This window comes from Kumtagia sp. (assembly GCF_059502445.1).
This window is the reverse complement of the sequence record NZ_JCACER010000010.1, coordinates 104,100-125,535: the sequence shown is the minus strand read 5'-3', so window position 1 is coordinate 125,535 and position 21,436 is coordinate 104,100. Positions and strand designations below refer to the sequence as shown.

Annotated in this window: 15 protein-coding genes; 13 read left to right on the top strand and 2 right to left on the bottom strand. The window is 65.5% G+C overall.

The window, feature by feature from the left end:
- Nucleotides 1-180 precede the first annotated feature (180 nt).
- A complete protein-coding gene (locus AC5JDC_RS04830; RefSeq protein ID WP_495839601.1) occupies nucleotides 181-1,104 on the bottom strand; it encodes a carbohydrate kinase family protein in 924 nt (307 codons plus the stop codon).
- Between the two features lie 84 nt (nucleotides 1,105-1,188).
- On the bottom strand, nucleotides 1,189-2,415 hold the full coding sequence (locus AC5JDC_RS04825; RefSeq protein WP_495839599.1) for an ROK family transcriptional regulator: 1,227 nt from the start codon (nucleotides 2,413-2,415) through the stop codon (nucleotides 1,189-1,191).
- Between the two features lie 258 nt (nucleotides 2,416-2,673).
- On the opposite strand from AC5JDC_RS04825, the gene AC5JDC_RS04820 reads away from it, so the two are divergent.
- The 13 genes from AC5JDC_RS04820 (at nucleotide 2,674) to AC5JDC_RS04760 (ending at nucleotide 21,405) form a co-directional block, all read left to right on the top strand.
- The gene (locus AC5JDC_RS04820; protein ID WP_425351312.1) at nucleotides 2,674-3,651 is read left to right on the top strand and encodes a sugar ABC transporter substrate-binding protein; all 978 of its coding nucleotides are present in this window, start codon (nucleotides 2,674-2,676) and stop codon (nucleotides 3,649-3,651) included.
- 323 nt (nucleotides 3,652-3,974) lie between these two features.
- A complete protein-coding gene (locus AC5JDC_RS04815; protein ID WP_106771560.1) occupies nucleotides 3,975-5,033 on the top strand; it encodes an ABC transporter permease in 1,059 nt (352 codons plus the stop codon).
- Nucleotides 5,033-5,815, top strand: a complete 783-nt coding sequence (locus AC5JDC_RS04810) for an ATP-binding cassette domain-containing protein (protein WP_495839597.1) — start codon at nucleotides 5,033-5,035, stop codon at nucleotides 5,813-5,815. Before AC5JDC_RS04815 ends, AC5JDC_RS04810 begins: the two co-directional genes overlap by 1 nt.
- Before the next feature lie 294 nt (nucleotides 5,816-6,109).
- Complete coding sequence (locus AC5JDC_RS04805; RefSeq protein WP_495839595.1) at nucleotides 6,110-8,557, top strand: glycogen/starch/alpha-glucan phosphorylase; 2,448 nt, start codon at nucleotides 6,110-6,112, stop codon at nucleotides 8,555-8,557.
- A gap of 59 nt (nucleotides 8,558-8,616) precedes the next feature.
- On the top strand, nucleotides 8,617-10,830 hold the full coding sequence (gene glgB / locus AC5JDC_RS04800) for a 1,4-alpha-glucan branching protein GlgB (RefSeq protein ID WP_495839593.1): 2,214 nt from the start codon (nucleotides 8,617-8,619) through the stop codon (nucleotides 10,828-10,830).
- A 13-nt stretch (nucleotides 10,831-10,843) separates the two neighbouring features.
- Nucleotides 10,844-12,106 (top strand): glucose-1-phosphate adenylyltransferase, encoded by a 1,263-nt coding sequence (gene glgC / locus AC5JDC_RS04795; protein ID WP_495839591.1) that lies wholly within the window; start codon nucleotides 10,844-10,846, stop codon nucleotides 12,104-12,106.
- Nucleotides 12,107-12,221: 115 nt separating this feature from the next.
- Nucleotides 12,222-13,667, top strand: coding sequence for a glycogen synthase GlgA (gene glgA, locus AC5JDC_RS04790; RefSeq protein WP_495839589.1), 1,446 nt, complete (start codon nucleotides 12,222-12,224; stop codon nucleotides 13,665-13,667).
- A 3-nt stretch (nucleotides 13,668-13,670) separates the two neighbouring features.
- The gene (locus AC5JDC_RS04785; RefSeq protein ID WP_495839587.1) at nucleotides 13,671-15,296 is read left to right on the top strand and encodes an alpha-D-glucose phosphate-specific phosphoglucomutase; all 1,626 of its coding nucleotides are present in this window, start codon (nucleotides 13,671-13,673) and stop codon (nucleotides 15,294-15,296) included.
- Nucleotides 15,297-15,346: 50 nt separating this feature from the next.
- A complete protein-coding gene (locus AC5JDC_RS04780) occupies nucleotides 15,347-15,577 on the top strand; it encodes an antitoxin MazE family protein (RefSeq protein ID WP_495839585.1) in 231 nt (76 codons plus the stop codon).
- A complete protein-coding gene (locus AC5JDC_RS04775; protein WP_495839583.1) occupies nucleotides 15,574-15,924 on the top strand; it encodes a type II toxin-antitoxin system PemK/MazF family toxin in 351 nt (116 codons plus the stop codon). The genes AC5JDC_RS04780 and AC5JDC_RS04775 overlap by 4 nt, the downstream gene beginning before the upstream one ends.
- Nucleotides 15,908-17,926 (top strand): glycogen debranching protein GlgX, encoded by a 2,019-nt coding sequence (gene glgX, locus AC5JDC_RS04770; protein WP_495839582.1) that lies wholly within the window; start codon nucleotides 15,908-15,910, stop codon nucleotides 17,924-17,926. Before AC5JDC_RS04775 ends, glgX begins: the two co-directional genes overlap by 17 nt.
- The gene (gene bglA, locus AC5JDC_RS04765) at nucleotides 17,923-19,542 is read left to right on the top strand and encodes a beta-galactosidase BglA (protein ID WP_495839580.1); all 1,620 of its coding nucleotides are present in this window, start codon (nucleotides 17,923-17,925) and stop codon (nucleotides 19,540-19,542) included. Before glgX ends, bglA begins: the two co-directional genes overlap by 4 nt.
- 264 nt (nucleotides 19,543-19,806) lie before the next feature.
- A complete protein-coding gene (locus AC5JDC_RS04760) occupies nucleotides 19,807-21,405 on the top strand; it encodes a peptide ABC transporter substrate-binding protein (protein ID WP_495839607.1) in 1,599 nt (532 codons plus the stop codon).
- The last annotated feature ends 31 nt before the right edge of the window (nucleotides 21,406-21,436 follow it).

The following is a 21,436-nucleotide window of genomic DNA, read 5'->3' as shown; positions in this document are numbered from 1 at the left end:
CCCACGGAGTGGGGGAGAGGTGTCGAGGGCGAAGCCCGAGACGGAGAGGGGGAACTTGGCACGGAAAGCACCGATGCGGGTGCCTTGTCTTGTCGCGGCAAGGGCGAAGTCGTGAAACGGCCGGGTGTGCTCGCCACGGCAAGGAACGAAACAACCCGCAGCCCGAGTGCAGGGTCCCCGCTATCCCACCTCCGCCCGCCAGGGCGGGTTGGCGCCGGCGCGCGACACGGTGATCGCTGCGGCCCGGCCGCTGAAGCTGAGCACCGCCCGGATCTGCTCCTCGGAAAGCTCGGCCAGTGCGGCCTTGGTCAGCAGGCCCTGGTCGCGCAGCGACGCCAGGATGCCGGCATTGACGGTGTCGCCTGCACCCACCGTGTCGACGACGGTCACCGGTACGGCGGGAACGGACACGGCGTGGCGCCTGGTGAAGGCGAGGGCGCCCTTGCCGCCCCTGGTCACCACCATCAGCTTCGGCCCGAGTTCCAGCCAGCGCGCGGCGATGTCCTCGACGTGGCCGCTTTCGCCGAACCAGTCGAGATCCTCGTCCGACAGCTTCACGATGTCGGCCATCGCCAGCATGCGCTTCATGCGGGCGAGATGCGACGGCTTGTCGGCGATGAAGTTCTCGCGGATGTTGGGGTCGAACATCATCACCCGGCTGTCGTGCTCGCGCCGCATCAGCGCCTCGTAGGTCGAGCCGCAGGGTTCCGGGATCAGGCTGATGCAGGAGAAATGCATCGCCTCGACCTCCGGCCCGATCGCCGGCAGGTCTTGCTCGAACAGCATGCGGCCGGCGGTGTTCTCGTCGTAGAAGAGATAGCTGGCGTGCCCGTCGACCAGCCGCACGAAGGCGAGCGTGGTCGGCCGCTCCGAGAATTTGACGAGGTCGAGGCCGACGCTGCTGGCGGCCAGCGCCTCGCGCAGCATGCCGCCGAAAAAATCGGTGGAGATGCCGGTGAAGAAGCCGACCGGCAGGTCGAGCCGGCCGAGCGCGATCGCCGTGTTGAAGACGGCGCCGCCGACATAGGGCGCGAAGGACGGCTCGCCGGCGCTGCTCTCCCTGGGCAGCATGTCGATCAGCGCTTCACCACAGCAGACGATCATATCGGGATTCCCCCAGGGCAGTGGATGAACATGCGGGTGCCGCCATACAAGCGCGGTCCTCGCGCGGCAATCGGGACGTCGCGCTCATGTCTCGCGCGACGACGCGGCCCCGCCGAGCAGAAAACGTTCCGACAGCGGCAGGCTGGCGCCGCCGAGCGCGCGTGCGTGGATGCCGACGGTGCCTTCACGCACCCTCGGAATGTCGAGGCCCTCGACGTCGATCTTCACCAGCGCGACGGCGACCGCCTCCACCAGCCTCGCCCTGACGGAGGCCGGCATCCAGCCGTCGATAACCGCCGCCTCGAAGTCGATCACCGCCGAAGCCGATGCGATGGCATAGGCGAGCGCCGTGCCCGATCCGTCGATCCAGGCGTCGAGCTCGGGACCGACCTCGCCCCAGTCTTCGGGCGAGGTCCACAGATGCGAGGCGTCGCGACCACCCGCCTTTAGCGCCTTCTCCAGGATGGCGATCGAGGCGACGTCGATCAGCTGCGCCGGCCGGCCGTCCGGGCCGATCACCGGCATCGAGCCGAGCGCGCCGGCATTGCCGGTGGGGCCGCGATAGAGCTTGCCGTCGAGCACCACGCCGCCGCCGGCGAAGGCGCCGATGTAGAAATAGACGAAGTCGCGCAGATTGCCGCTGCGTCCGAACACCAGCTCGGCGCCGCAGGCCGAGGTCGCATCGTTCTGCAGATAGATGGGGAAGGCGAAATCGGTCTGGATCTCGGCGCGGATGTCGAGGCTGCGCCATTGGTCCATGGCCCCGCGCGGCGCGCCGACCGTGTCGGCCCAGTTCCACAGCTCGAACGGCATGGCGATGCCGAGCCCGGCGATCCGCCGATCCTGCTCGACGGACAGGGTTTGGCGCAGTGAGGCGATGCCGTTGCGCACGAAGGCCACAGTCTCTTTCGGCGCGGGATAGAGATAGGAGCTGTGCAGCATGCCGCGCACCGTGCCGACGAAGTCGATCAGCACCAGCTCGGCGCTCCGCCGCCCGATCTTGAGGCCGAGGAAGAAGGCGCCTTCCGGATTGAGCGACATCGGGATCGACGGCTGGCCGATCTTGCCGCGGATCGGCTCCTCCTTCACCAGCAGCCCGTCCTGCTCCAGCTCGCGCATGATGACCGACACGGTCTGCGCCGACAGCATGGTCATGCGGGCGATGTCGGACTTGGCGAGGCTGCCGTGCTGGCGCACCAGCGACAGCACCAGGCGCTCGTTGTGCGCCCGCATCCCGCTTTGGTTGGTGCCCAACTGGAAGCGGCTTGCGCCGGCTTCCTGGAAGCCGAGCCTGGTGCCGCCGGTCTCCACCCGTCTCCTCCCTCAGGCTGCATGTTTTGCTGGCAGATTGGCGCGCGAAACAGCACCTGTCAATAATAAATCAGAGTGATTTAATTATTGACAGGTGTGCGGCTTCCTGATTTCCTGATGCCGCGAGCGGGGCAGGAGGCGCCCGATCTCGCCGCCGCGTCCGGCCTGGGCGCGTGGTGTTTTTCCACTGGGAGGACTATCGTGAAGAGAACCACTTATCTGAAGACATCCGTATTCGCCGCTGCGGCCGTCGGCCTGATGGCATTCGCGTCGTCGGCTTCCGCCGCCGGCATCGCCGCATGCCTGATAACCAAGACGGACAGCAACCCATTCTTCGTGAAGATGAAGGAAGGCGCAACCGCAAAGGCGCAGGAACTCGGCGTCGAGCTGAAGTCCTATGCCGGCAAGATCGACGGCGACAATGAAAGCCAGGTCGCCGCGATCGAGACGTGCATCGCCGACGGCGCCAAGGGCATCCTGCTGACACCATCCGACACCAAGGCGATCGTGCCTTCGGTGCAGAAGGCGCGCGCGGCCGGCGTCCTTGTGATCGCTCTCGACACGCCGCTCGAACCCATCACCGAAGCCGACATGACTTTCGCCACTGACAACCGCGAAGCCGGACGCCTGATCGGCAAATGGGCCGCGGCGACGATGGGCGACAAGGCCAAGGATGCCGTTATCGGCTTCCTGAACATCAACCCGTCCTACCCGACGGTCGACGTGCTGCGCGACCAGGGCTTCCAGGAAGGCTTCGGCATCGACGTCAAGGACCCCAACAGGATCGGCGACGAGGACGATGCGCGCATCGCGGGCCACGACTTCACTGACGGCAACGAGCAGGGCGGCCTGCGCGCCATGGAGAACCTGCTGCAGCAGAACCCGAACATCAACGTGATCCACACGATCAACGAGCCCGCCGCTGCAGGCGCCTATCAGGCGCTGAAGTCCGTCGGCAAGGAGAACGACGTGCTGATCGTTTCGGTCGACGGAGGGTGCCCGGGCGTCAAGAACGTCGCGGAAGGCATTATCGGCGCGACCTCGCAGCAGTATCCTCTGCTGATGGCCTCGATGGGTATCGAGGCGATCAAGAAATTTGCTGACAGCGGCGACAAGCCGAAGGCGACCGACGGCAAGGACTTCTTCGACACCGGCGTCACGCTCATCACCGATAAGCCGGCCGCGGGCGTCGATTCGATCGACACCAAGACGGGTCTGGAAAAGTGCTGGGGATGAGAGGCGCGGGCGCTTCAGCGCCGGTAAGAAGCCACGAAATGGGCTTTTCAAGCGTCGAACGTCCGAAGTCGTAGCGATGGCGGAAGCGACGGGCTTCGAACGGTGATATCCGGATTTGCCCGTAGCAAATCCGGAGTCCGCGGGAGTTTCGAGGATCGAACGCTCATAGCCATCGCCGGCCATATGGTCGACGGGGGACTTGATCCCCCGTCTGTTTCAACGGACGATGAGGCAGCCGCCGTAACTGGGCAACAGCCTGTCAAGAATTGCAGACGCGGCAGTCTTGGTCCGCGCGATTGATTCGCGCGCCATGGGGAGAAGACATGGCTCAAGTACAGGAATTCGAGACCACTCTCGACGGGGGTGATAAGACGGTCGCCTCATTCGACGTTCATGATACCGGCCTGCGCCGCATCCAGAACTTCCTGCACGCCAATCCAGCCGCGGTTCCGCTGATTGTTCTGGTCGTCTCGTTGCTGATCTTCGGCTTGTTGCTCGGCAGCAAGCTGTTCTCGCCCTTCACGCTGACGCTTATCCTGCAGCAGGTGGCCATCACCGGCATCATCGGGGCCGCGCAGACATTGGTCATACTCACGGCGGGCATCGATCTTTCTGTGGGCGCGATCCTCGTCCTGACGTCCGTCGTGATGGGGCAGTTCACGTTCCGCTATGGTCTGCCGCCCGCCATTTCGATCCTTTGCGGCATCGGGGTCGGCGCCTTGTGCGGCTGGGTGAACGGCGCGCTCGTCTCAAGGATGAGGCTGCCGCCGTTTATCGTCACCCTGGGCACCTGGCAGATCATTCTGGCCATCAATTTCATCTATTCGGCCAACGAGACCATCCGCTCCCAGGACATCGATGCGCATGCCCCGATCCTGAAGTTTTTCGCCAACGACATCCGTTTCGGCGGCGCGGTGCTGACCTACGGCGTCCTCGCCATGGTACTGCTGGTCCTGATCTTGTGGTACGTGCTCAACCACACCGCCTGGGGCCGTCACGTGTATGCCGTGGGCGACGATCCGGACGCGGCGGAGCTCGCGGGCGTACGTACCAGCCGCATCTTGCTTTCCGTCTACACGCTCGCCGGAATCATTTGCGCCTTCGGCGGCTGGGTGCTGATCGGTCGCGTCGGCGCCATTTCGCCGACCTCCGGCGCGTTCGCCAACATAGAGTCGGTAACTGCGGTGGTGATCGGGGGCATTTCGCTGTTTGGCGGACGTGGCTCGATCCTGGGCATGATTTTCGGTGCCTTGATCGTCGGGCTGTTCTCGCTGGGCCTGCGCATGATCGGCACCGATCCTCAATACACCTACATGATGATCGGCGTGCTGATCATCATGGCGGTCGCTGTCGATCAATGGATCAGAAGGGTTGCAGGCTGATGGTGCGGGAACCGATTCTGACGTGTCGCGGCCTGGTCAAGCGCTATGGTCGCGTCACCGCGCTCGATCATGCCGATTTCGACCTGTATCCAGGCGAGATCCTTGCCGTCATCGGTGACAACGGGGCCGGCAAATCGTCGATGATCAAGGCCATCTCCGGTGCGATCCTGCCGGACGAAGGGGAGATCACCCTCGAGGGTAAGCCGGTGCACTTTTCGTCGCCGATGCGGGCGCGGGAAGCCGGCATCGAGACCGTCTACCAGAACCTCGCGCTGTCGCCGGCGTTGTCGATAGCCGATAACATGTTCCTGGGGCGCGAGATCCGCAAGCCCGGCGTGCTCGGCAGCTGGTTCCGCATGCTCGATCGTCGGGCGATGGAGAAACACGCCCGCGACAAGCTTTCGGAGCTCGGCCTGATGACCATCCAGAACATCGGCCAGGCGGTGGAGACGCTGTCGGGCGGCCAGCGCCAGGGCGTCGCGGTGGCGCGCGCCGCCGCCTTCGGCTCCAAGGTGGTGATCATGGACGAGCCGACGGCGGCGCTGGGCGTCAAGGAATCGCGGCGCGTGCTCGAACTCATCCTTGACGTTAAGCGCCGCGGCCTGCCGATCGTGCTGATCTCGCACAACATGCCGCATGTGTTCGAGGTGGCCGACCGCATCCACATCCACCGGCTCGGCCGGCGGCTGGTGGTGATCGATCCGAAGGAATACACCATGTCCGACGCCGTGGCCTTCATGACCGGCGCCAAGGCGCCGCCCGAGCAGGCGCTGGCGGCGTAAGACAGCCGGCATGGGTCTCGGAGGCACCTTCACCGGCCTGTGAGAGGTGCTGGAGCAGGTAGCGGCGGGTGAGGCCGGGCTTCGAAACAAAAGCCTTGCAGGCCGGCGCGTCATACTCGCTGCGCGAAGTAGCGGTAAAACGCCCGGCGCGATGTTGTTGCGAAAGCAAAAACGTCGCTTGTTCTAATCGATTGTACTTCCCGTGGTTTTGGATAGCATAGAAGCGGGAGGTAGCCGATCACTGGCGCTCGGCGACGAGCGGGCGCCAAGCCGTGGGGCATTCAGTTGAGCGTGATGGCACCGGAACTCCCGACCTTGCAGTCCGACCCGAAATCCCTGGCAGCCGACATTTTGAACGTGCTGCGCTACCGCGTCGGCAAGGACCCGTCCGTGGCCACGCCCCATGACTGGCTGACGGCGGCGATCAAGGCGGTGCGCGACCGCATCATCGACCAGTGGATCGAATCCACCAAGGAGACCTACGAGCACGGCAAGAAGCGCGTCTACTACCTGTCGCTCGAATTCCTGATCGGCCGGCTGATGCGCGACGCCTTCTCCAACATCGGCCTGATGGACGACATGCGCACAGCACTCGCCAGCCTCGGCGTCGACATCGACCTGATCGCCACGCTGGAGCCCGACGCAGCCCTCGGCAATGGCGGCCTCGGGCGCCTCGCCGCCTGCTTCATGGAGAGTATGGCGACCGTCGGCGTGCCCGGCCACGGCTACGGCATCCGCTACGTCAACGGCATGTTCCGCCAGGAGATTCATGACGGCTGGCAGGTCGAGCTGCCGGAGACCTGGCTCGACCACGGCAATCCGTGGGAGTTCGAGCGGCGCGAGCGCGCCTTCGAGATCGGCTTCGGCGGCGCGGTGGAATCGATCACCGACAAGTCGGGCCGGCTGGAGCGGCACGTCTGGAAGCCGCAGGAGCGGGTGCTGGCGGTGGCCTACGACACGCCCGTGGTCGGCTGGCGCGGCAACCGGGTGAACACGCTGCGCCTGTGGTCGGGCTTTCCGGTCGATCCGATCCTGCTCAGCCGCTTCAACGCCGGCGACCATATCGGCGCGCTTGCCGAGAGCAACAAGGCGGACGCGCTGTCGCGCGTGCTCTATCCCGCCGATTCCAGCGAGGCCGGGCAGGAGCTGCGGCTGCGCCAGGAGTATTTTTTCTCCGCCGCCTCGCTGCAGGACATTTTGCAGCGCCACGTCAGCGCCTATGGCGACCTGTCGCTGCTGCCCGAGAAGGCTGCCGTCCATTTGAACGACACGCATCCGGCGATCGCGGTGGCCGAACTGATGCGGCTGCTGATGGACATCCACGGCCTCGACTTCGACAAGGCGTGGAAGATCACCAGGGGAACTTTCGCCTACACCAACCACACGCTGCTGCCGGAGGCGCTGGAAAGCTGGCCGGTGCGGCTGTTCGAGCGGCTGCTGCCGCGCCACATGCAGATCATCTACGCCATCAACGCGGAAGTGCTGCTGGAGGCCCGCGCCGTCGGCCGCTTCGGCGAAGACCAGATCCGCCGCATCTCGCTGATCCAGGAGGACGGCGACCGGCGCGTGCGCATGGGCAACCTCGCTTTCGTCGGCTCGCACTCGATCAACGGTGTGTCGGCGCTGCACACGGAGCTGATGAAGGAGACGGTGTTCGCCGACCTCCATAGGCTCTATCCCGACCGCATCAACAACAAGACCAACGGCATCACGCCGCGGCGCTGGCTGTTCCAGAGCAACCAGGGCCTGACGTCGCTGATTCGCGAGACCATCGGCGACACATTCCTCGACAATGTCGAGGCGCTGAAGGAGCTGGACGATTTTGCCGGGGACGCCGCCTTCCGCGAGAAATTCGCGGCGGTGAAGCGGGCGAACAAGGAGCGGCTGGCGGCCGTCACCGCCGAGCGGCTCGGCATCCGCGTCGATCCCTCGGCGCTGTTCGACATCCAGATCAAGCGCATCCACGAATACAAGCGCCAGCTGCTCAACATCGTCGAAGCCGTGGCACTCTACGACCAGATCCGCTCGCATCCCGAGCGCGAGTGGGCGCCTCGCGTGAAATTCTTCGGCGGCAAGGCGGCGCCGAGCTATCACAACGCCAAGCTGATCATAAAGCTCGCCAACGACGTGGCGCGGGTGATCAACCGCGACCCGGCGGTGCGCGGCCTGCTCAAGGTCGTGTTCATGCCGAACTACAATGTCAGCCTGGCCGAGATCATGATGCCGGCGGCCGACCTGTCCGAGCAGATCTCCACCGCCGGCATGGAGGCCTCCGGCACCGGCAACATGAAGTTCGCGCTGAACGGCGCGCTCACCATCGGCACGCTCGACGGCGCCAATGTCGAGATCAAGGAGTGCGTCGGCGACGACAACATCTTCATCTTCGGCCTCAAGGCCGACGAGGTGGCGAGCCGCCGCGCCGACGGCTATCAGCCGCGCGAGGTGATCGAGAAATCGCCGGAGCTGGCGCAGGCGCTGTCGGCGATTTCCTCCGGCGTCTTCTCGCCCGAGGAGCCCGGCCGCTACCGCGGGCTGATCGACGGCATCTACCAGAGCGACTGGTTCATGGTGGCGGCGGACTTCGATGCCTATGCCGACGCGCAGCGGCAGGTCGACGCCGTCTGGCAAGACAGCCCGGACTGGTACGCCCGGGCGATCCGCAACGTGGCGCGGGTCGGCTGGTTCTCGTCGGACCGCACCATCCGCCAATATGCCGAAGAAATCTGGGGGGTTCCCCTGTGACGTGATTTCGGGAAAGCTGCCGCCAGAGCAGCCTCTGCCCAAGGGAGGAAGATCGCACGATGAAGCAGGCGCGCCGGCTCGCCACGTCCCCGACACCGTCGGTCGCGGCCGACCAGGGGGACGTGGCGGCGATCGTCGCCGGCACGCATGGCGACGCCTTCGCCGTCCTCGGCGTGCAGCAATGCGGAGCGGGCCTCGTGGCGCGCTGCTTCATCCCGCATGCCGAAGCCGTCACCGCCTACACGCTCGCGGGAAAAAAGGCCGGCGAACTGTCGCGCCGCCACGACGACGGCTTCTTCGAGGGCAAGCTGTCGCTCCGCAAGCGTCAGCCGCTCCGGTATCACGCCCGCAACGCCGGCGGCGACTGGTGGCTGGCCGATCCTTTCTCCTTCGGGCCCGTGCTCGGGCCCATGGACGACTACTACATCGCCGAGGGCACGCATCTCAGGCTGTTCGACAAGCTCGGCGCGCATCTGATCGACCATGAGGGCGCGCCGGGCGTGCATTTCGCCGTCTGGGCGCCGAACGCCCGGCGCGTCTCGGTGGTCGGCGACTTCAACGACTGGGACGGGCGCCGCCATCCCATGCGGTTCCGCCAGGACACCGGCATCTGGGAGATTTTCCTGCCCGACATCGGCGCCTGGCGCGCCTACAAATACGAGATCATCGGGCCGAAGGGCGAGCGGCTGCCGCTGAAGGCCGATCCCTTCGCCTTCCATTCGGAGCTGCGTCCGGCGACCGCCTCCGTCACCACCGCGCCGCTGGCGCACCGATGGGGCGACGAGGCGCACCGCTCCTTCTGGCGCACCGCCGATGCGCGGCGTCAGCCGATGTCGATCTACGAGGTGCATGCCGGCTCGTGGCAGCGCCGCGACGACGGCACCTTCCTGTCCTGGGACGAACTGGCGGAGCGGCTGATCCCCTATGCCGCCGACACCGGCTTCACCCATATCGAATTCCTGCCGATCACCGAGCACCCCTACGACCCGTCCTGGGGCTACCAGACCACCGGCCTCTACGCGCCGACCTCGCGCTTCGGCGACCAGGAGGGATTCGCGCGCTTCGTCGACGGTGCTCATCGGGCCGGCATCGGCGTCATCCTCGACTGGGTGCCGGCGCATTTCCCGGTCGACGCGCACGGGCTCGCCTGGTTCGACGGCACCGCGCTCTACGAGCATGCCGACCCGCGCAAGGGATTTCATCCGGACTGGAACACGGCGATCTACAATTTCGGCCGCCGCGAGGTCGTCTCCTTCCTCGTCAACAACGCCCTCTACTGGGCCGAAAAATTCCATCTCGACGGGCTGCGCGTCGATGCGGTGGCCTCGATGCTCTACCTCGACTATTCGCGCAAGCAGGGCGAATGGATTCCCAACGAGAAGGGCGGGCGGGAAAACCTGGAGGCGGTAAAATTCCTCCAGGCCATGAACACAGCCGTCTACGGCAACCATCCCGGCGTCGTCACCATCGCCGAGGAATCGACCTCCTGGCCGAAGGTGTCGCAGCCGGTCCATGAGGGCGGGCTCGGCTTCGGCTTCAAGTGGAACATGGGCTTCATGCACGACACGCTGGAGTATTTTTCCAAGGAGGCGATCCACAGGCAGCACCACCACGACCAGATCACCTTCGGCCTGGTCTACGCCTTCAGCGAGAATTTCGTGCTGCCGCTGTCGCATGACGAGGTCGTTCATGGAAAGGGCACGCTGCTGTCGAAGATGGCCGGCGACGACTGGCAGAAATTCGCAACGCTGCGCGCCTACTACGCGTTCATGTGGGGTTATCCCGGCAAGAAGCTGCTGTTCATGGGCCAGGAATTCGCGCAGCGCGGCGAATGGAGCGAGGAGAGGGCGCTCGACTGGTTCCTGCTCGACCACGCCCCACACCGCGGCGTGCGCGCCACGGTGCGCGACCTCAACCGGCTCTACCGCTCAAGGCCGGTCTTGCATGCGCGCGATTGCGAGCCGGAGGGTTTTCACTGGCTGATCGTCGACGACCGTGCGAACTCGGTCTTCGCCTGGGAGCGCTCGGCCCCCAGCCACGACCCGGTCGTGGTTGTCTGCAACTTCACGCCTGTGCAGCGCGAGAACTACCGCCTGCCGATGCCGAAGGCCGGAACCTGGCGCGAGATCATCAACACGGACGCCGCCGACTATGGCGGCTCGGGCAAGGGCAATGGCGGCGCCGTCCTTGCTCGACAGGAAGAGGGGGGACCGGCGGCGACGATGCTGTTGCCGCCGCTGGCGACGATCATGCTCGAATTCTCGGGCGAATGAAGGGGAGGAACAGATGGTGGAGCTCAAAAGGAACCAGCCGCTTGCGCGCGACGCCATGGCCTATGTGCTGGCCGGCGGCCGCGGCAGTCGCCTTGCCGAGCTGACCGACCGGCGCGCCAAGCCGGCGGTCTATTTCGGCGGCAAGACGCGTATCATCGACTTCGCGTTGTCCAATGCGCTGAACTCCGGCATCCGCCGCTTGGCGGTGGCGACGCAGTACAAGGCGCATTCGCTGATCCGTCACCTGCAGCGCGGCTGGAACTTCCTCAGGCCGGAGCGCAACGAAAGTTTCGACATCCTGCCGGCCAGCCAGCGCGTGTCGGAGACGCAGTGGTACGAGGGCACCGCCGATGCGGTGTTCCAGAACGTCGACATCATCGAGCCCTACGGCCCGGAATACATGATCATCCTGGCCGGCGACCACATCTACAAGATGGACTACGAGCTGATGCTGCGCCAGCATGTCGACGCCGGCGCCGACGTGACCATCGGCTGCCTGGAAGTGCCGCGCATGGAGGCGACCGGCTTCGGCGTCATGCATGTCGACGAGAAGGACAACATCATCGCCTTCGTCGAGAAACCGTCCGACCCGCCCGGCATACCGGACAGACCGGACTATGCGCTGGCCTCCATGGGCATCTATGTGTTCAAGACGAAGTTCCTGATCGAGCAGTTGCGCCGCGACGCCGCCGAGCCGAGTTCCAGCCGCGACTTCGGCAAGGACATCATCCCCTACATCGTCCAGCACGGTAAGGCTGTGGCGCACCGCTTCACCAAATCCTGCGTGCGCTCCTCCATGGAGCGCGAGGCCTATTGGCGTGACGTCGGCACCGTCGACGCCTATTGGGAGGCCAATATCGACCTGACCGACGTGACGCCGGAGCTCGACCTCTACGACCGCGACTGGCCGATCTGGACCTATTCGGAACTGAAGCCGCCGGCGAAATTCGTGCATGACGACGAGAGCAGGCGCGGCATGGCCGTGTCGTCGCTGATCGCCGGCGACTGCATCATCTCCGGCGCGTCGCTGCGGCGCAGCCTCATCTTCACCGGTGCGCGCATCAGCTCCTATTCCTCGCTGGAGGAAGTGGTGATGCTGCCCGACTGCGTGGTGGGTCGCTCCGCGCGGCTGAGGCGCTGCGTCCTCGACCACGGCGTCGTCATTCCCGAGGGACTGGTGGCCGGCGAGGATCAGGAATACGACCGCCAGCGCTTCCGCGTCACCGAAAAGGGCATCTGCCTGATCACCCAGCAGATGATCGACAGGCTGGGGTAAGAGGTTGACCGCCGGGGACAGTTTGCTTTCTTTCCGCAGAAAGGCCGAAGCGCTTCAAAGTGGGCGCGAGCGGAAAGAAGTAAACTGTCCCCTGCGCTTGCGCTGGAGACACTGAATGCAGGTCCTTGCCGTCACGCCGGAAATCTTCCCGCTGATCAAGACCGGCGGCCTCGCCGACGTGACCGGCGCCCTGCCGGTCGCGCTGGCGAAAAACGGCGTGGCGACGCGCACCCTGGTGCCCGGCTATCCCGTGGTGATGGCGGCCTTCCGGAAGAAAAAACCGGTGCATCACTATGCCGGCCTGCATGGCGGCAAGGCGGCGGTCCATGCCGCGCGCGTCGGCGAGCTCGACCTGCTGGTGCTGGAAGCGCCGCATCTGTTCGACCGCGTCGGCGGTCCCTATGGCGATGCCGGTGGCAAGGACTGGCCGGACAACTGGCGGCGCTTCGCCGCCCTCAGCCATGTCGGTGCCGACATCGCCGCTGGCGCGCTGCCCGGCTACCGGCCGGACATCGTCCACGTGCATGACTGGCAGGCGGCGATGACGCTGGCCTATATGCGCTTCGGCGACGCGGTCGGCGTTCCCTCCGTCATCACCGTCCACAATCTCGCCTTCCAGGGCCAGTTCGGCGCCGCGATCTTTCCGGAGCTCGGCCTGCCGCCGCGGGCGATGGCGCTGGACGGCGTCGAATATTACGGCGGCGTCGGCTTCCTCAAGGCCGGTCTGCAAGCGGCCTGGGCAATCACGACCGTAAGCCCCACCTATGCGCAGGAGATCCGGACGCCGCAATTCGGCATGGGGCTCGACGGGCTGGTCAACGGCCGCGCCGCCGACCTCCACGGCATCGTCAACGGTATCGATGTCGACATCTGGAACCCCGCCGCCGACCCGCATCTCGCCTCCCGCTACACCCGCACGACACTGGCGGCGCGCAAGCCGAATCGGCGTGTGGTGGAGCAGCGCTTCGGCCTCGACCGCGACGACAGCCCGCTGATCTGCGTGGTCAGCCGGCTGACCTGGCAGAAGGGCATGGACGTGCTGGCGGCCGTGCTCGACGAGATCGTCGCCGCCGGCGCGCGCCTTGCGGTGCTGGGCTCCGGCGATGCCGGGCTGGAAGGCGCGCTGCATGCCGCCGCCGCCCGCCATCCCGGCCGGGTCGGCGTGGTCGTGGGCTATGACGAGGCGCTGTCGCATGTCATGCAGGGCGGCTGCGACGGCATCGTCATCCCGTCGCGCTTCGAGCCCTGCGGCCTCACCCAGCTTTACGGGCTTCGCTACGGCTGCGTGCCGCTGGTGGCGCGCACCGGCGGGCTGGCCGACACCATCATCGACGCCAATGAGGCGGCGGTTTCGGCGGGCGTCGCTACCGGCCTGCAATTCGCGCCGGAAAGCGGCGCCGCGCTGCTGCACGCGGTGCGACGGATGATTGCGCTCCATGCCGACAAGGCGGTCTGGAGCACGATCCAGAAACAGGGCATGAAGGCCGATGTCTCCTGGGACGGGAGCGCGGCGAAATATGCCGGGCTGTACAAATCACTGCTGGCAAGAAAGGCGGCCTGAACCATGACCATCAGGACGGTCGAGACGACACCCTATGACGACCAGAAGCCCGGAACCTCGGGGCTGCGCAAGAAAGTGCCGGTGTTCCAGCAGAAGAACTATGCCGAGAACTTCATCCAGTCGGTGTTCGATGCGCTCGACGGCTTTTCCGGCAAGACGCTGGTGATCGGCGGCGACGGCCGCTACTACAACCGCGAGGTGATCCAGAAGGCGATTGCCATCGCCGCTGCCAACGGCTTCGGCAAGGTCATCGTCGGCAAGGGCGGCATCCTGTCGACGCCGGCGGCTTCCCACATCATCCGCAAATACATGGCCTTCGGCGGGCTGGTGCTGTCGGCCAGCCACAATCCCGGCGGCCCGCGCGAGGATTTCGGCATAAAATACAACATCGGCAATGGCGGCCCGGCGCCTGAGAAGATCACCGACGCTATCTTCGCCCGCACCAAGGCGATAACGAGCTACAAGATAGCGGACATAGCCGAGGTCGACATCGACAGCATCGGCACCGTCCAGGCGGGCGGCATGACGGTCGAGGTGATCGATCCCGTCGAGGACTATGCAGAACTGATGGAGACGCTGTTCGACTTCGACGCGATCCGCGCGATGTTTGCCGGCGGCTTCCGCATGCGTTTCGACGCCATGCATGCGGTGACCGGTCCGTACGCCAAGGAGATACTCGAGAACCGGCTGGGCGCGCCGAAAGGAACGGCGCGCAATTTCGTGCCGCTGCCGGATTTCGGCGGCCACCATCCCGATCCCAACCTCGTCCACGCAAAACATCTCTATGACGAGATGATGGGGCCGGACGCGCCGGATTTCGGCGCCGCCTCCGACGGCGACGGCGACCGCAACCTGATCATCGGCAAGGGCATCTTCATCACGCCGTCGGACTCGCTGGCGATGCTCGCCGCCAACGCCCATCTGGCGCCGGGCTACGAGGCGGGGCTGAAGGGCATCGCCCGCTCCATGCCGACCAGCGCCGCCGCCGACCGGGTGGCCGAGGCGCTGGGCGTCGGCATCTACGAGACGCCGACCGGCTGGAAGTTCTTCGGCAACCTGCTCGACGCCGGCATGGCTACCATCTGCGGCGAGGAGAGCGCCGGCACCGGCTCCGACCATGTGCGCGAGAAGGACGGGCTTTGGGCGGTCCTGCTGTGGCTGAACATTCTCGCCGTCCGCAAGGAGAGCGCCAAGGCGATCGCCGAAAAGCACTGGGCGACCTACGGCCGCAACTACTATTCGCGCCACGACTACGGGGAGGTGGAGTCCGACGCCGCCAACCGGCTGGTGTCGGAGCTGCGCGCAAAACTGCCGTCGCTGCCGGGTACCAAGGTACGCGGCCTCACCGTCGAGGCGGCGGACGATTTCGCCTATCACGATCCGGTCGACGGCTCGGTCTCGAAGAACCAGGGCATCCGCGTGCTGTTCGAGGGCGGATCGCGCTTCGTCATCCGGCTCTCCGGCACCGGCACGTCGGGCGCGACGCTGCGGCTCTATGTCGAGCGCTACGAGAAGGACCGACTCGACCTCGACACGCAGCAGGCGCTGGCCGACCTGATCGCCGCCGCCGACGACGTCGCCGGCATCCGCAGCCATACGGGGCGGCAGAAGCCTAGCGTGATTACGTGATCTGGACAGCGAGAGCCGGCAGCACTACGTTACAGTAACGGAAAACGCCGATGGCCTCGTCGACAAGCAGCAAGTCGTCCGCCCAACGGGTGCGGGACTATCGCGAGCGCAAGCGCAAGCAGGGCTTGAAGCTCGTGCAGTTCTGGCTGCCCGACACAAGCTCGCCGGAGTTCAAGGCCGAGGCGCATAGGCAGTCCTTGGCCGTCGCGAACACGCCTCACGCCAGGGACGATCAGGAATTCATCGATTCCATTACCATAAAGTGGTGGGAGGATGAGTGAGGCGGGGTGAAATCTGGACGGTTGCGGGGGCGAGGGACTATGCAGGCAAGCCTCGACCATCACTCATTGTCCAGGACGAAGCCTTCGACGCGACCGATTCCATCACAATATGCGGTTTCACATCCGATCTCGCCGCGGCCCCATTCATCCGCTTCACGGTCCAGCCGACCGTGGAGAATGGTCTGTTCGTTCCATGCGATGTCATGGTCGACAAGATATCGACGGTGCCACGGAGTAAGCTCGGTCGTAAGATCGGCGACCTCCATCCCACCGACATCACGAAATTGAACAAGGCGATCATGATTTTCCTGGGAATCGCGAATTTCACCAATGCCGCCGAACGTTGACAGCGGTCTCGGCTCGAAGCTGTCTTTCAATCACGCTGGTCGTGGCGCCAGCTTCTCGGTGCTGTCCCGCGCCACTCGGTTGTGGGTGTCGGTGTTCGGCGACGACGGGATCACCGAACTCGATCGCATCGAACTTGGTCGCTTTCCGGATATACCGGCGCTAGCTCCGCAAACTCTTTTCTTTGGTTTCGTTCCCGGTGTCAGGGACGGCACGCGCTATGGCTTTCGCGCCGACGGATCCTACGCGCCCGATCAGGGTTTTTGGTTCGATCCAGACAAGCTGCTGATAGACCCCTATGCCGTCACGATCGACCGGCCCTATGTGTACGATCCCCGGCTGGCGCTGAAACGCGGCGCGGGCGTCGACACCGCGCCGATCATGCCGAAGGCCGTGGTGACGGCTTTGCCGGACCCGGTCGAGCCGAAACCGCCGCTGTTTTCGCCGGGCGGCCTGATCTACGAGGTCCAGGTGCGGGCCTTCACCAAATTGCATCCCGACGTCCCGGAGGCGCAACGCGGCACCATCGCGGCGCTCGCCCATCCGGCGGTGATCGATCACCTGCGCAGATTGAACGTTTCCGCGGTCGAGCTGATGCCGGTGACGGCCTGGATCGACGAGCGCCATCTGCCGCCGCTCGGGCTGACCAACGCCTGGGGCTACAACCCGGTGTCCTTCATGGCCCTGGATCCGCGGCTGGCGCCCGGTGGCATCGCCGAGCTGCGCGACACGGTCGAGGCGCTGCGCGACGCCGGCATCGGCGTCATCCTCGACCTCGTCTTCAACCATACCGGCGAGAGCGACGTGCTCGGGCCGACCCTGTCGCTGCGCGGGCTGGACAACCGCGCCTACTACCGCCACGCGCCCGGCGAACCCGGCCGGCTGGTCAACGACACCGGCACCGGCAACACGCTCGCCTGCGGCCACCCCGCGGTGGCGCGGCTGGTGCTGGATTCGCTCCGCCATTTCGTCCTGCGTGCCGGCGTCGACGGCTTCCGCTTCGATCTCGCGCCGGTGCTGGGACGGACCAGCGGGGGCTTCGACCCCGACGCGCCCCTGCTACGGGCGTTGACTGAAGATGCCGTGCTCAAGGACCGCGTGATGATCGCCGAGCCCTGGGACATCGGCCCGGACGGTTATCAGCTCGGAAAATTCCCCACACCCTTCCTCGAATGGAACGACCGCTTCCGCGACGATGTCAGGCGCTTCTGGCGCCGCGACCGCGGCATGGTCGGCCAACTGGCGACCCGGCTCGCCGGCTCGTCGGACATTTTTTCTGGCGCGGCGACCCGCACGGTCAACTTCCTCGCGGCCCATGACGGCTTCCCGCTCGCCGACCTCGTCGCCTACGAGCGCAAGCACAACGAGGCCAATGGCGAGCAGAACCGCGACGGCCATAACGAGAATTTTTCCTGGAATAACGGCGTCGAGGGCGACACCGACGATCCTGGCATCTCCGGCGAGCGCCGCCGCGACCTGATGGGCCTGCTCGCCACCCTTTTCTTCTCGCGCGGCACCATCATGCTGACGGCCGGCGACGAGTTCGGCCGCACGCAGCACGGCAACAACAACGCCTATGCGCAGGACAACGAGATCACCTGGCTCGACTGGGCCGGCCGCGACCGCGAACTGGAAAGCTACGCCTGCGCGCTGTCCGCGATCCGCGAGCGGTTGCCGGTCCTGCGCGACGGCACTTTCCTGACCGGCGAGCCGACCTCGGCCGGCTTTCCCGACGTCGCATGGCTGACCGAAGCCGGCGCGCCGATGACGGAACAGGACTGGACCGATCCCGGCCGTGCCCGGCTGACCATGGTGCTGGCCGGTCCCGACGGCTTTCGCGTCGCCGTCGTCGTCAATGGCGACCGTCGCGCCTCCAGCGTCGCGCTGCCGCAGCGGCCCGGCTTCCGCTGGAAGAACCTCATGCCCGGCCCCGACGACAGCGGGCAAAACCCGCTTTTGGTGCCCGGCCGCGCCTGCCTCTGCCTCATGGAGACCGCCGAATGACGCAAAAATCCGACTGGTGGCGCGGCGCGGCGATCTACCAGGTCTATCCGCGCTCCTACCAGGACAGCACCGGCGACGGCAGCGGCGACCTCAAGGGCATCGCCCGGCGGCTCGGCCACATCGCCTCGCTCGGCGTCGACGCGGTCTGGTTGTCGCCTTTCTTCAAGTCGCCGATGGCCGACATGGGCTACGACGTCTCAGACTATTGCGCCGTCGACCCGATGTTCGGCACGCTGGACGATTTTGACGCCGTGATCGCCGAGGCCCACCGGCTCGGCCTCAGGATCATCATCGACCAGGTGCTGTCGCACACTTCCGACCGCCACCCCTGGTTTCTCGAGAGCCGCGCCAGCCGGCAAAATCCGAAGGCCGACTGGTATGTCTGGGCCGACCCGAAGCCCGACGGCTCGGCACCCAACAACTGGCTGTCGATCTTCGGCGGCCCGGCCTGGGAATGGGATTCGGTACGAAAACAGTATTACCTGCACAACTTCCTCGCCGCCCAACCCGACCTCAACTTCCATAACCCGGACGTGCAGGATGCCCTGCTGGCGAGCGTAAGATTCTGGCTGGAACGCGGCGTCGACGGTTTTCGCCTCGACACCGTGAACTTCTACGTCCATGACCGGAAACTGCGCGACAACCCGCCGCTGAAGCTGAGCGCCGCGGCCAAGGCGAAGCAGACCAACCCCTACGAATACCAGGACCATCTCTACGACAAGACGCGGCCGGAGAATCTCGCCTTCCTCCGGCGCTTCCGGGCGCTGCTCGACGAGTATGGCGAGCGCACCTCGGTGGGGGAGGTGGGCGACGGCAAACGCTCGCTGAAGACGGTGGCCGCCTATACCGGAGGCGGCGACAAGCTCGACATGAGCTACACCTTCGACCTGCTTGGCCCGGATTTTTCCGCCGCCTATGTGGCGAAATGCGTGCGCGCCTTCGAGGCCGCCGTCACCGACGGCTGGATCTGCTGGGCCTTTTCCAACCACGACGTCATCCGCCATGTGACCCGCTGGACCAAGCCGGGCGACTCTCCGGATGAGACGGCGAAGTTCGCGATTTCCCTGCTCGCCTGCCTGCGCGGCTCGATCTGCATCTATCAGGGCGAGGAGCTCGGGCTGGAGGAGGCCGAGCTTGCCTTCGAGGACCTGCGCGATCCCTACGGCATCCGCTTCTGGCCGGGTTTCAAGGGACGCGACGGCTGCCGCACGCCGATGCCCTGGCAGGCGCAAGCGCCGGCCGGCGGCTTCACCACGGGAAAGCCGTGGCTGCCGGTGCCGGATGCGCACCGCGAGCGCGCCGTCGACCGCCAGGACGGCGCTTCCGTGCTCGCCCGCTACCGCGGGGCGCTGGCCTTCCGGCGCGGCCAGACGGCGCTGGTGAAAGGCTCGATCGCGTTGCTCGACGCGCCGGCCGACGTGCTGATGTTCTTGCGCGAGCACGGCAACGAGCGGCTGCTGTGCGCCTTCAATTTTGCCGATGCCGAGACCGCGGTGCCGCTGCCGCGTGAAACCACGGGCGTGGCCGCGCTCGGCTTTCCCGGCGCGGCGGGACGGCTCGACGGGACCAACCTGCTTCTGCCGCCGCTGGGCGTCTTTGTCGGGCGGGTGGGATAGAGGCACGCAGGACGCTTCTCCCGGCTTGAGGCAACATGCATCGGCATCCGCGCTTCGATCTGCCTCCTGACATCCGGTTGGCAGCGGCAGCTTACTTTGGGTGAACCGACGCCCGGTTGAATTGGCGGTTGCGGGTGCTACTGTCGGCGCCACAGGAGCGGCTTCGGGAACAGCCGAGCCGCGTCAACCGCGCCGGGATAACCCTGCGCAACGAGGCAAAGTCGTCGCTGAGGGGCTTCGACCGAGTTGGGAGACCGAACCATGATGATGCGCAATTTCCTCAAGGCGACGGTGTTTGCCGTCGCGCTGGTTTCGGCTGGCGGAACCTATTACGCCACGCCTGCCTATGCCGAGATGGTGTTCAACCGCGGCAACTCGGCCGATCCGGAATCGCTCGACCCGCACAAGACCTCTACCGTCTATGAGGCCAACATCCTGCGCGACCTGTTCGAAGGCCTGGTGATGCAGGACCAGAACGCCGAGATGATCCCCGGCGCCGCCGAAAGCTGGACGGTCTCCGACGACGGCCTCGTCTACACCTTCAAGCTGCGCCCCGACGGAAAGTGGTCGGACGGCTCGCCGGTCACGGCCGAGGATTTCGTCTATTCCTTCCGCCGCCTCGAGGATCCGGCGACGGGCGCCGAATATGCCTCGATGCTCTATGTCGTGAAGAACGGCGAGGAAGTGAATACCGGCAAGATGAAGCCGGAAGAGCTCGCCGTGAAGGCGATCGACCCCTCCACCTTCGAGGTGACGCTGAAGGCGCCAACGCCCTATTTCCTCGAAATGCTGACGCACCAGTCGACCTATCCGGTCAACAAGGCGTCGATCGAAAAGCTCGGCGCCGACTGGATCAAGCCCGGCAATCTCGTCTCCAACGGTGCCTTCAAGCTCGCCGAATTCGTGCCCAACGACCACATCAAGCTGGTCAGGAACGAGAATTTCCACGCCGCCGACACCGTCAAGCTCGACGCGGTGAACTACATCCCGACCGAGGACCGCTCGACGGCCATCAAGCGCTTCGAGGCCGGCGAGATCGAGTTCAACGACGACATCCCGACCGAGCAGATGGCCGACCTGAAGGCGAAGTTCGGCGATCAGCTCAAGTTCGGCCCCTATCTCGGCTCCTACTACTACGCGATGAAGTGGGACAAGGAGCCGTGGACCAACGTCGAGCTGCGCAACGCCATATCCATGGCCATCGACCGCGACTTCCTGGCCGAAAAGGTCTGGCAGAACTCGATGATCCCCAGCTACTCGCTGGTGCCGCCCGGCATCGAGGGCTACACGCCGGAACTGGCGAAGTTCGCCGAGATGTCGCAGATCGACCGTGAGGACGAGGCCAAGAAGATCCTCGAGAAGCTCGGCTATACGCCCGAGAAGCCGCTCAAGATGGAGATCCGCTACAACACATCGGAGAACCACAAGAACACCGCCATCGCCATCCAGGAGCAGTTGAAGCCGCTCGGCGTCGACGTGACGCTGCTCAACACCGACACCAAGACCCACTACGCCTTCCTCGAGCAGAAGGGCGACTACGATACCGCCCGTGTCGGCTGGATCGCCGACTACAAGGACCCGGAAAGCTTCCTCGGCGTGGCCCGCAAGGCGAGCGGCAACAACTACTCGCTCTATGACAGCCCCAAATTCGAGGAGCTGATGGACAAGGCTGTCGCCGCCGGCGGCAAGCCGGAGGAGCGCATGAAGGACCTGGCCGCGGCCGAGCGGGTCCTGATCGACGATCAGGGTTTTCTGCCGCTGCTCTATTACAGCTACAAGAACCTCGTGTCGGCCAAGCTGCAGGGCTACAGCCCCAACGTGATGGACATCCATCCGAGCCGCTTCATCAGCAAGACGGAATAGCGTCGCCGGCCGCCGCTCCGCTGAGTGCGGC

What these genes read in the sequence shown, in the direction of transcription:
- AC5JDC_RS04830 (WP_495839601.1), bottom strand. Translation starts at nt 1,104, where the DNA reads ATGATCGTCTGCTGTGGTGAAGCGCTGATCGACATGCTGCCCAGGGAG.
- AC5JDC_RS04820 (WP_425351312.1), top strand. Translation starts at nt 2,674, where the DNA reads ATGGCATTCGCGTCGTCGGCTTCCGCCGCCGGCATCGCCGCATGCCTG.
- AC5JDC_RS04815 (WP_106771560.1), top strand. Translation starts at nt 3,975, where the DNA reads ATGGCTCAAGTACAGGAATTCGAGACCACTCTCGACGGGGGTGATAAG.
- AC5JDC_RS04810 (WP_495839597.1), top strand. Translation starts at nt 5,033, where the DNA reads ATGGTGCGGGAACCGATTCTGACGTGTCGCGGCCTGGTCAAGCGCTAT.
- AC5JDC_RS04805 (WP_495839595.1), top strand. Translation starts at nt 6,110, where the DNA reads ATGGCACCGGAACTCCCGACCTTGCAGTCCGACCCGAAATCCCTGGCA.
- glgB (WP_495839593.1), top strand. Translation starts at nt 8,617, where the DNA reads ATGAAGCAGGCGCGCCGGCTCGCCACGTCCCCGACACCGTCGGTCGCG.
- glgC (WP_495839591.1), top strand. Translation starts at nt 10,844, where the DNA reads ATGGTGGAGCTCAAAAGGAACCAGCCGCTTGCGCGCGACGCCATGGCC.
- glgA (WP_495839589.1), top strand. Translation starts at nt 12,222, where the DNA reads ATGCAGGTCCTTGCCGTCACGCCGGAAATCTTCCCGCTGATCAAGACC.
- AC5JDC_RS04785 (WP_495839587.1), top strand. Translation starts at nt 13,671, where the DNA reads ATGACCATCAGGACGGTCGAGACGACACCCTATGACGACCAGAAGCCC.
- AC5JDC_RS04780 (WP_495839585.1), top strand. Translation starts at nt 15,347, where the DNA reads ATGGCCTCGTCGACAAGCAGCAAGTCGTCCGCCCAACGGGTGCGGGAC.
- glgX (WP_495839582.1), top strand. Translation starts at nt 15,908, where the DNA reads ATGCCGCCGAACGTTGACAGCGGTCTCGGCTCGAAGCTGTCTTTCAAT.
- bglA (WP_495839580.1), top strand. Translation starts at nt 17,923, where the DNA reads ATGACGCAAAAATCCGACTGGTGGCGCGGCGCGGCGATCTACCAGGTC.
- AC5JDC_RS04760 (WP_495839607.1), top strand. Translation starts at nt 19,807, where the DNA reads ATGATGCGCAATTTCCTCAAGGCGACGGTGTTTGCCGTCGCGCTGGTT.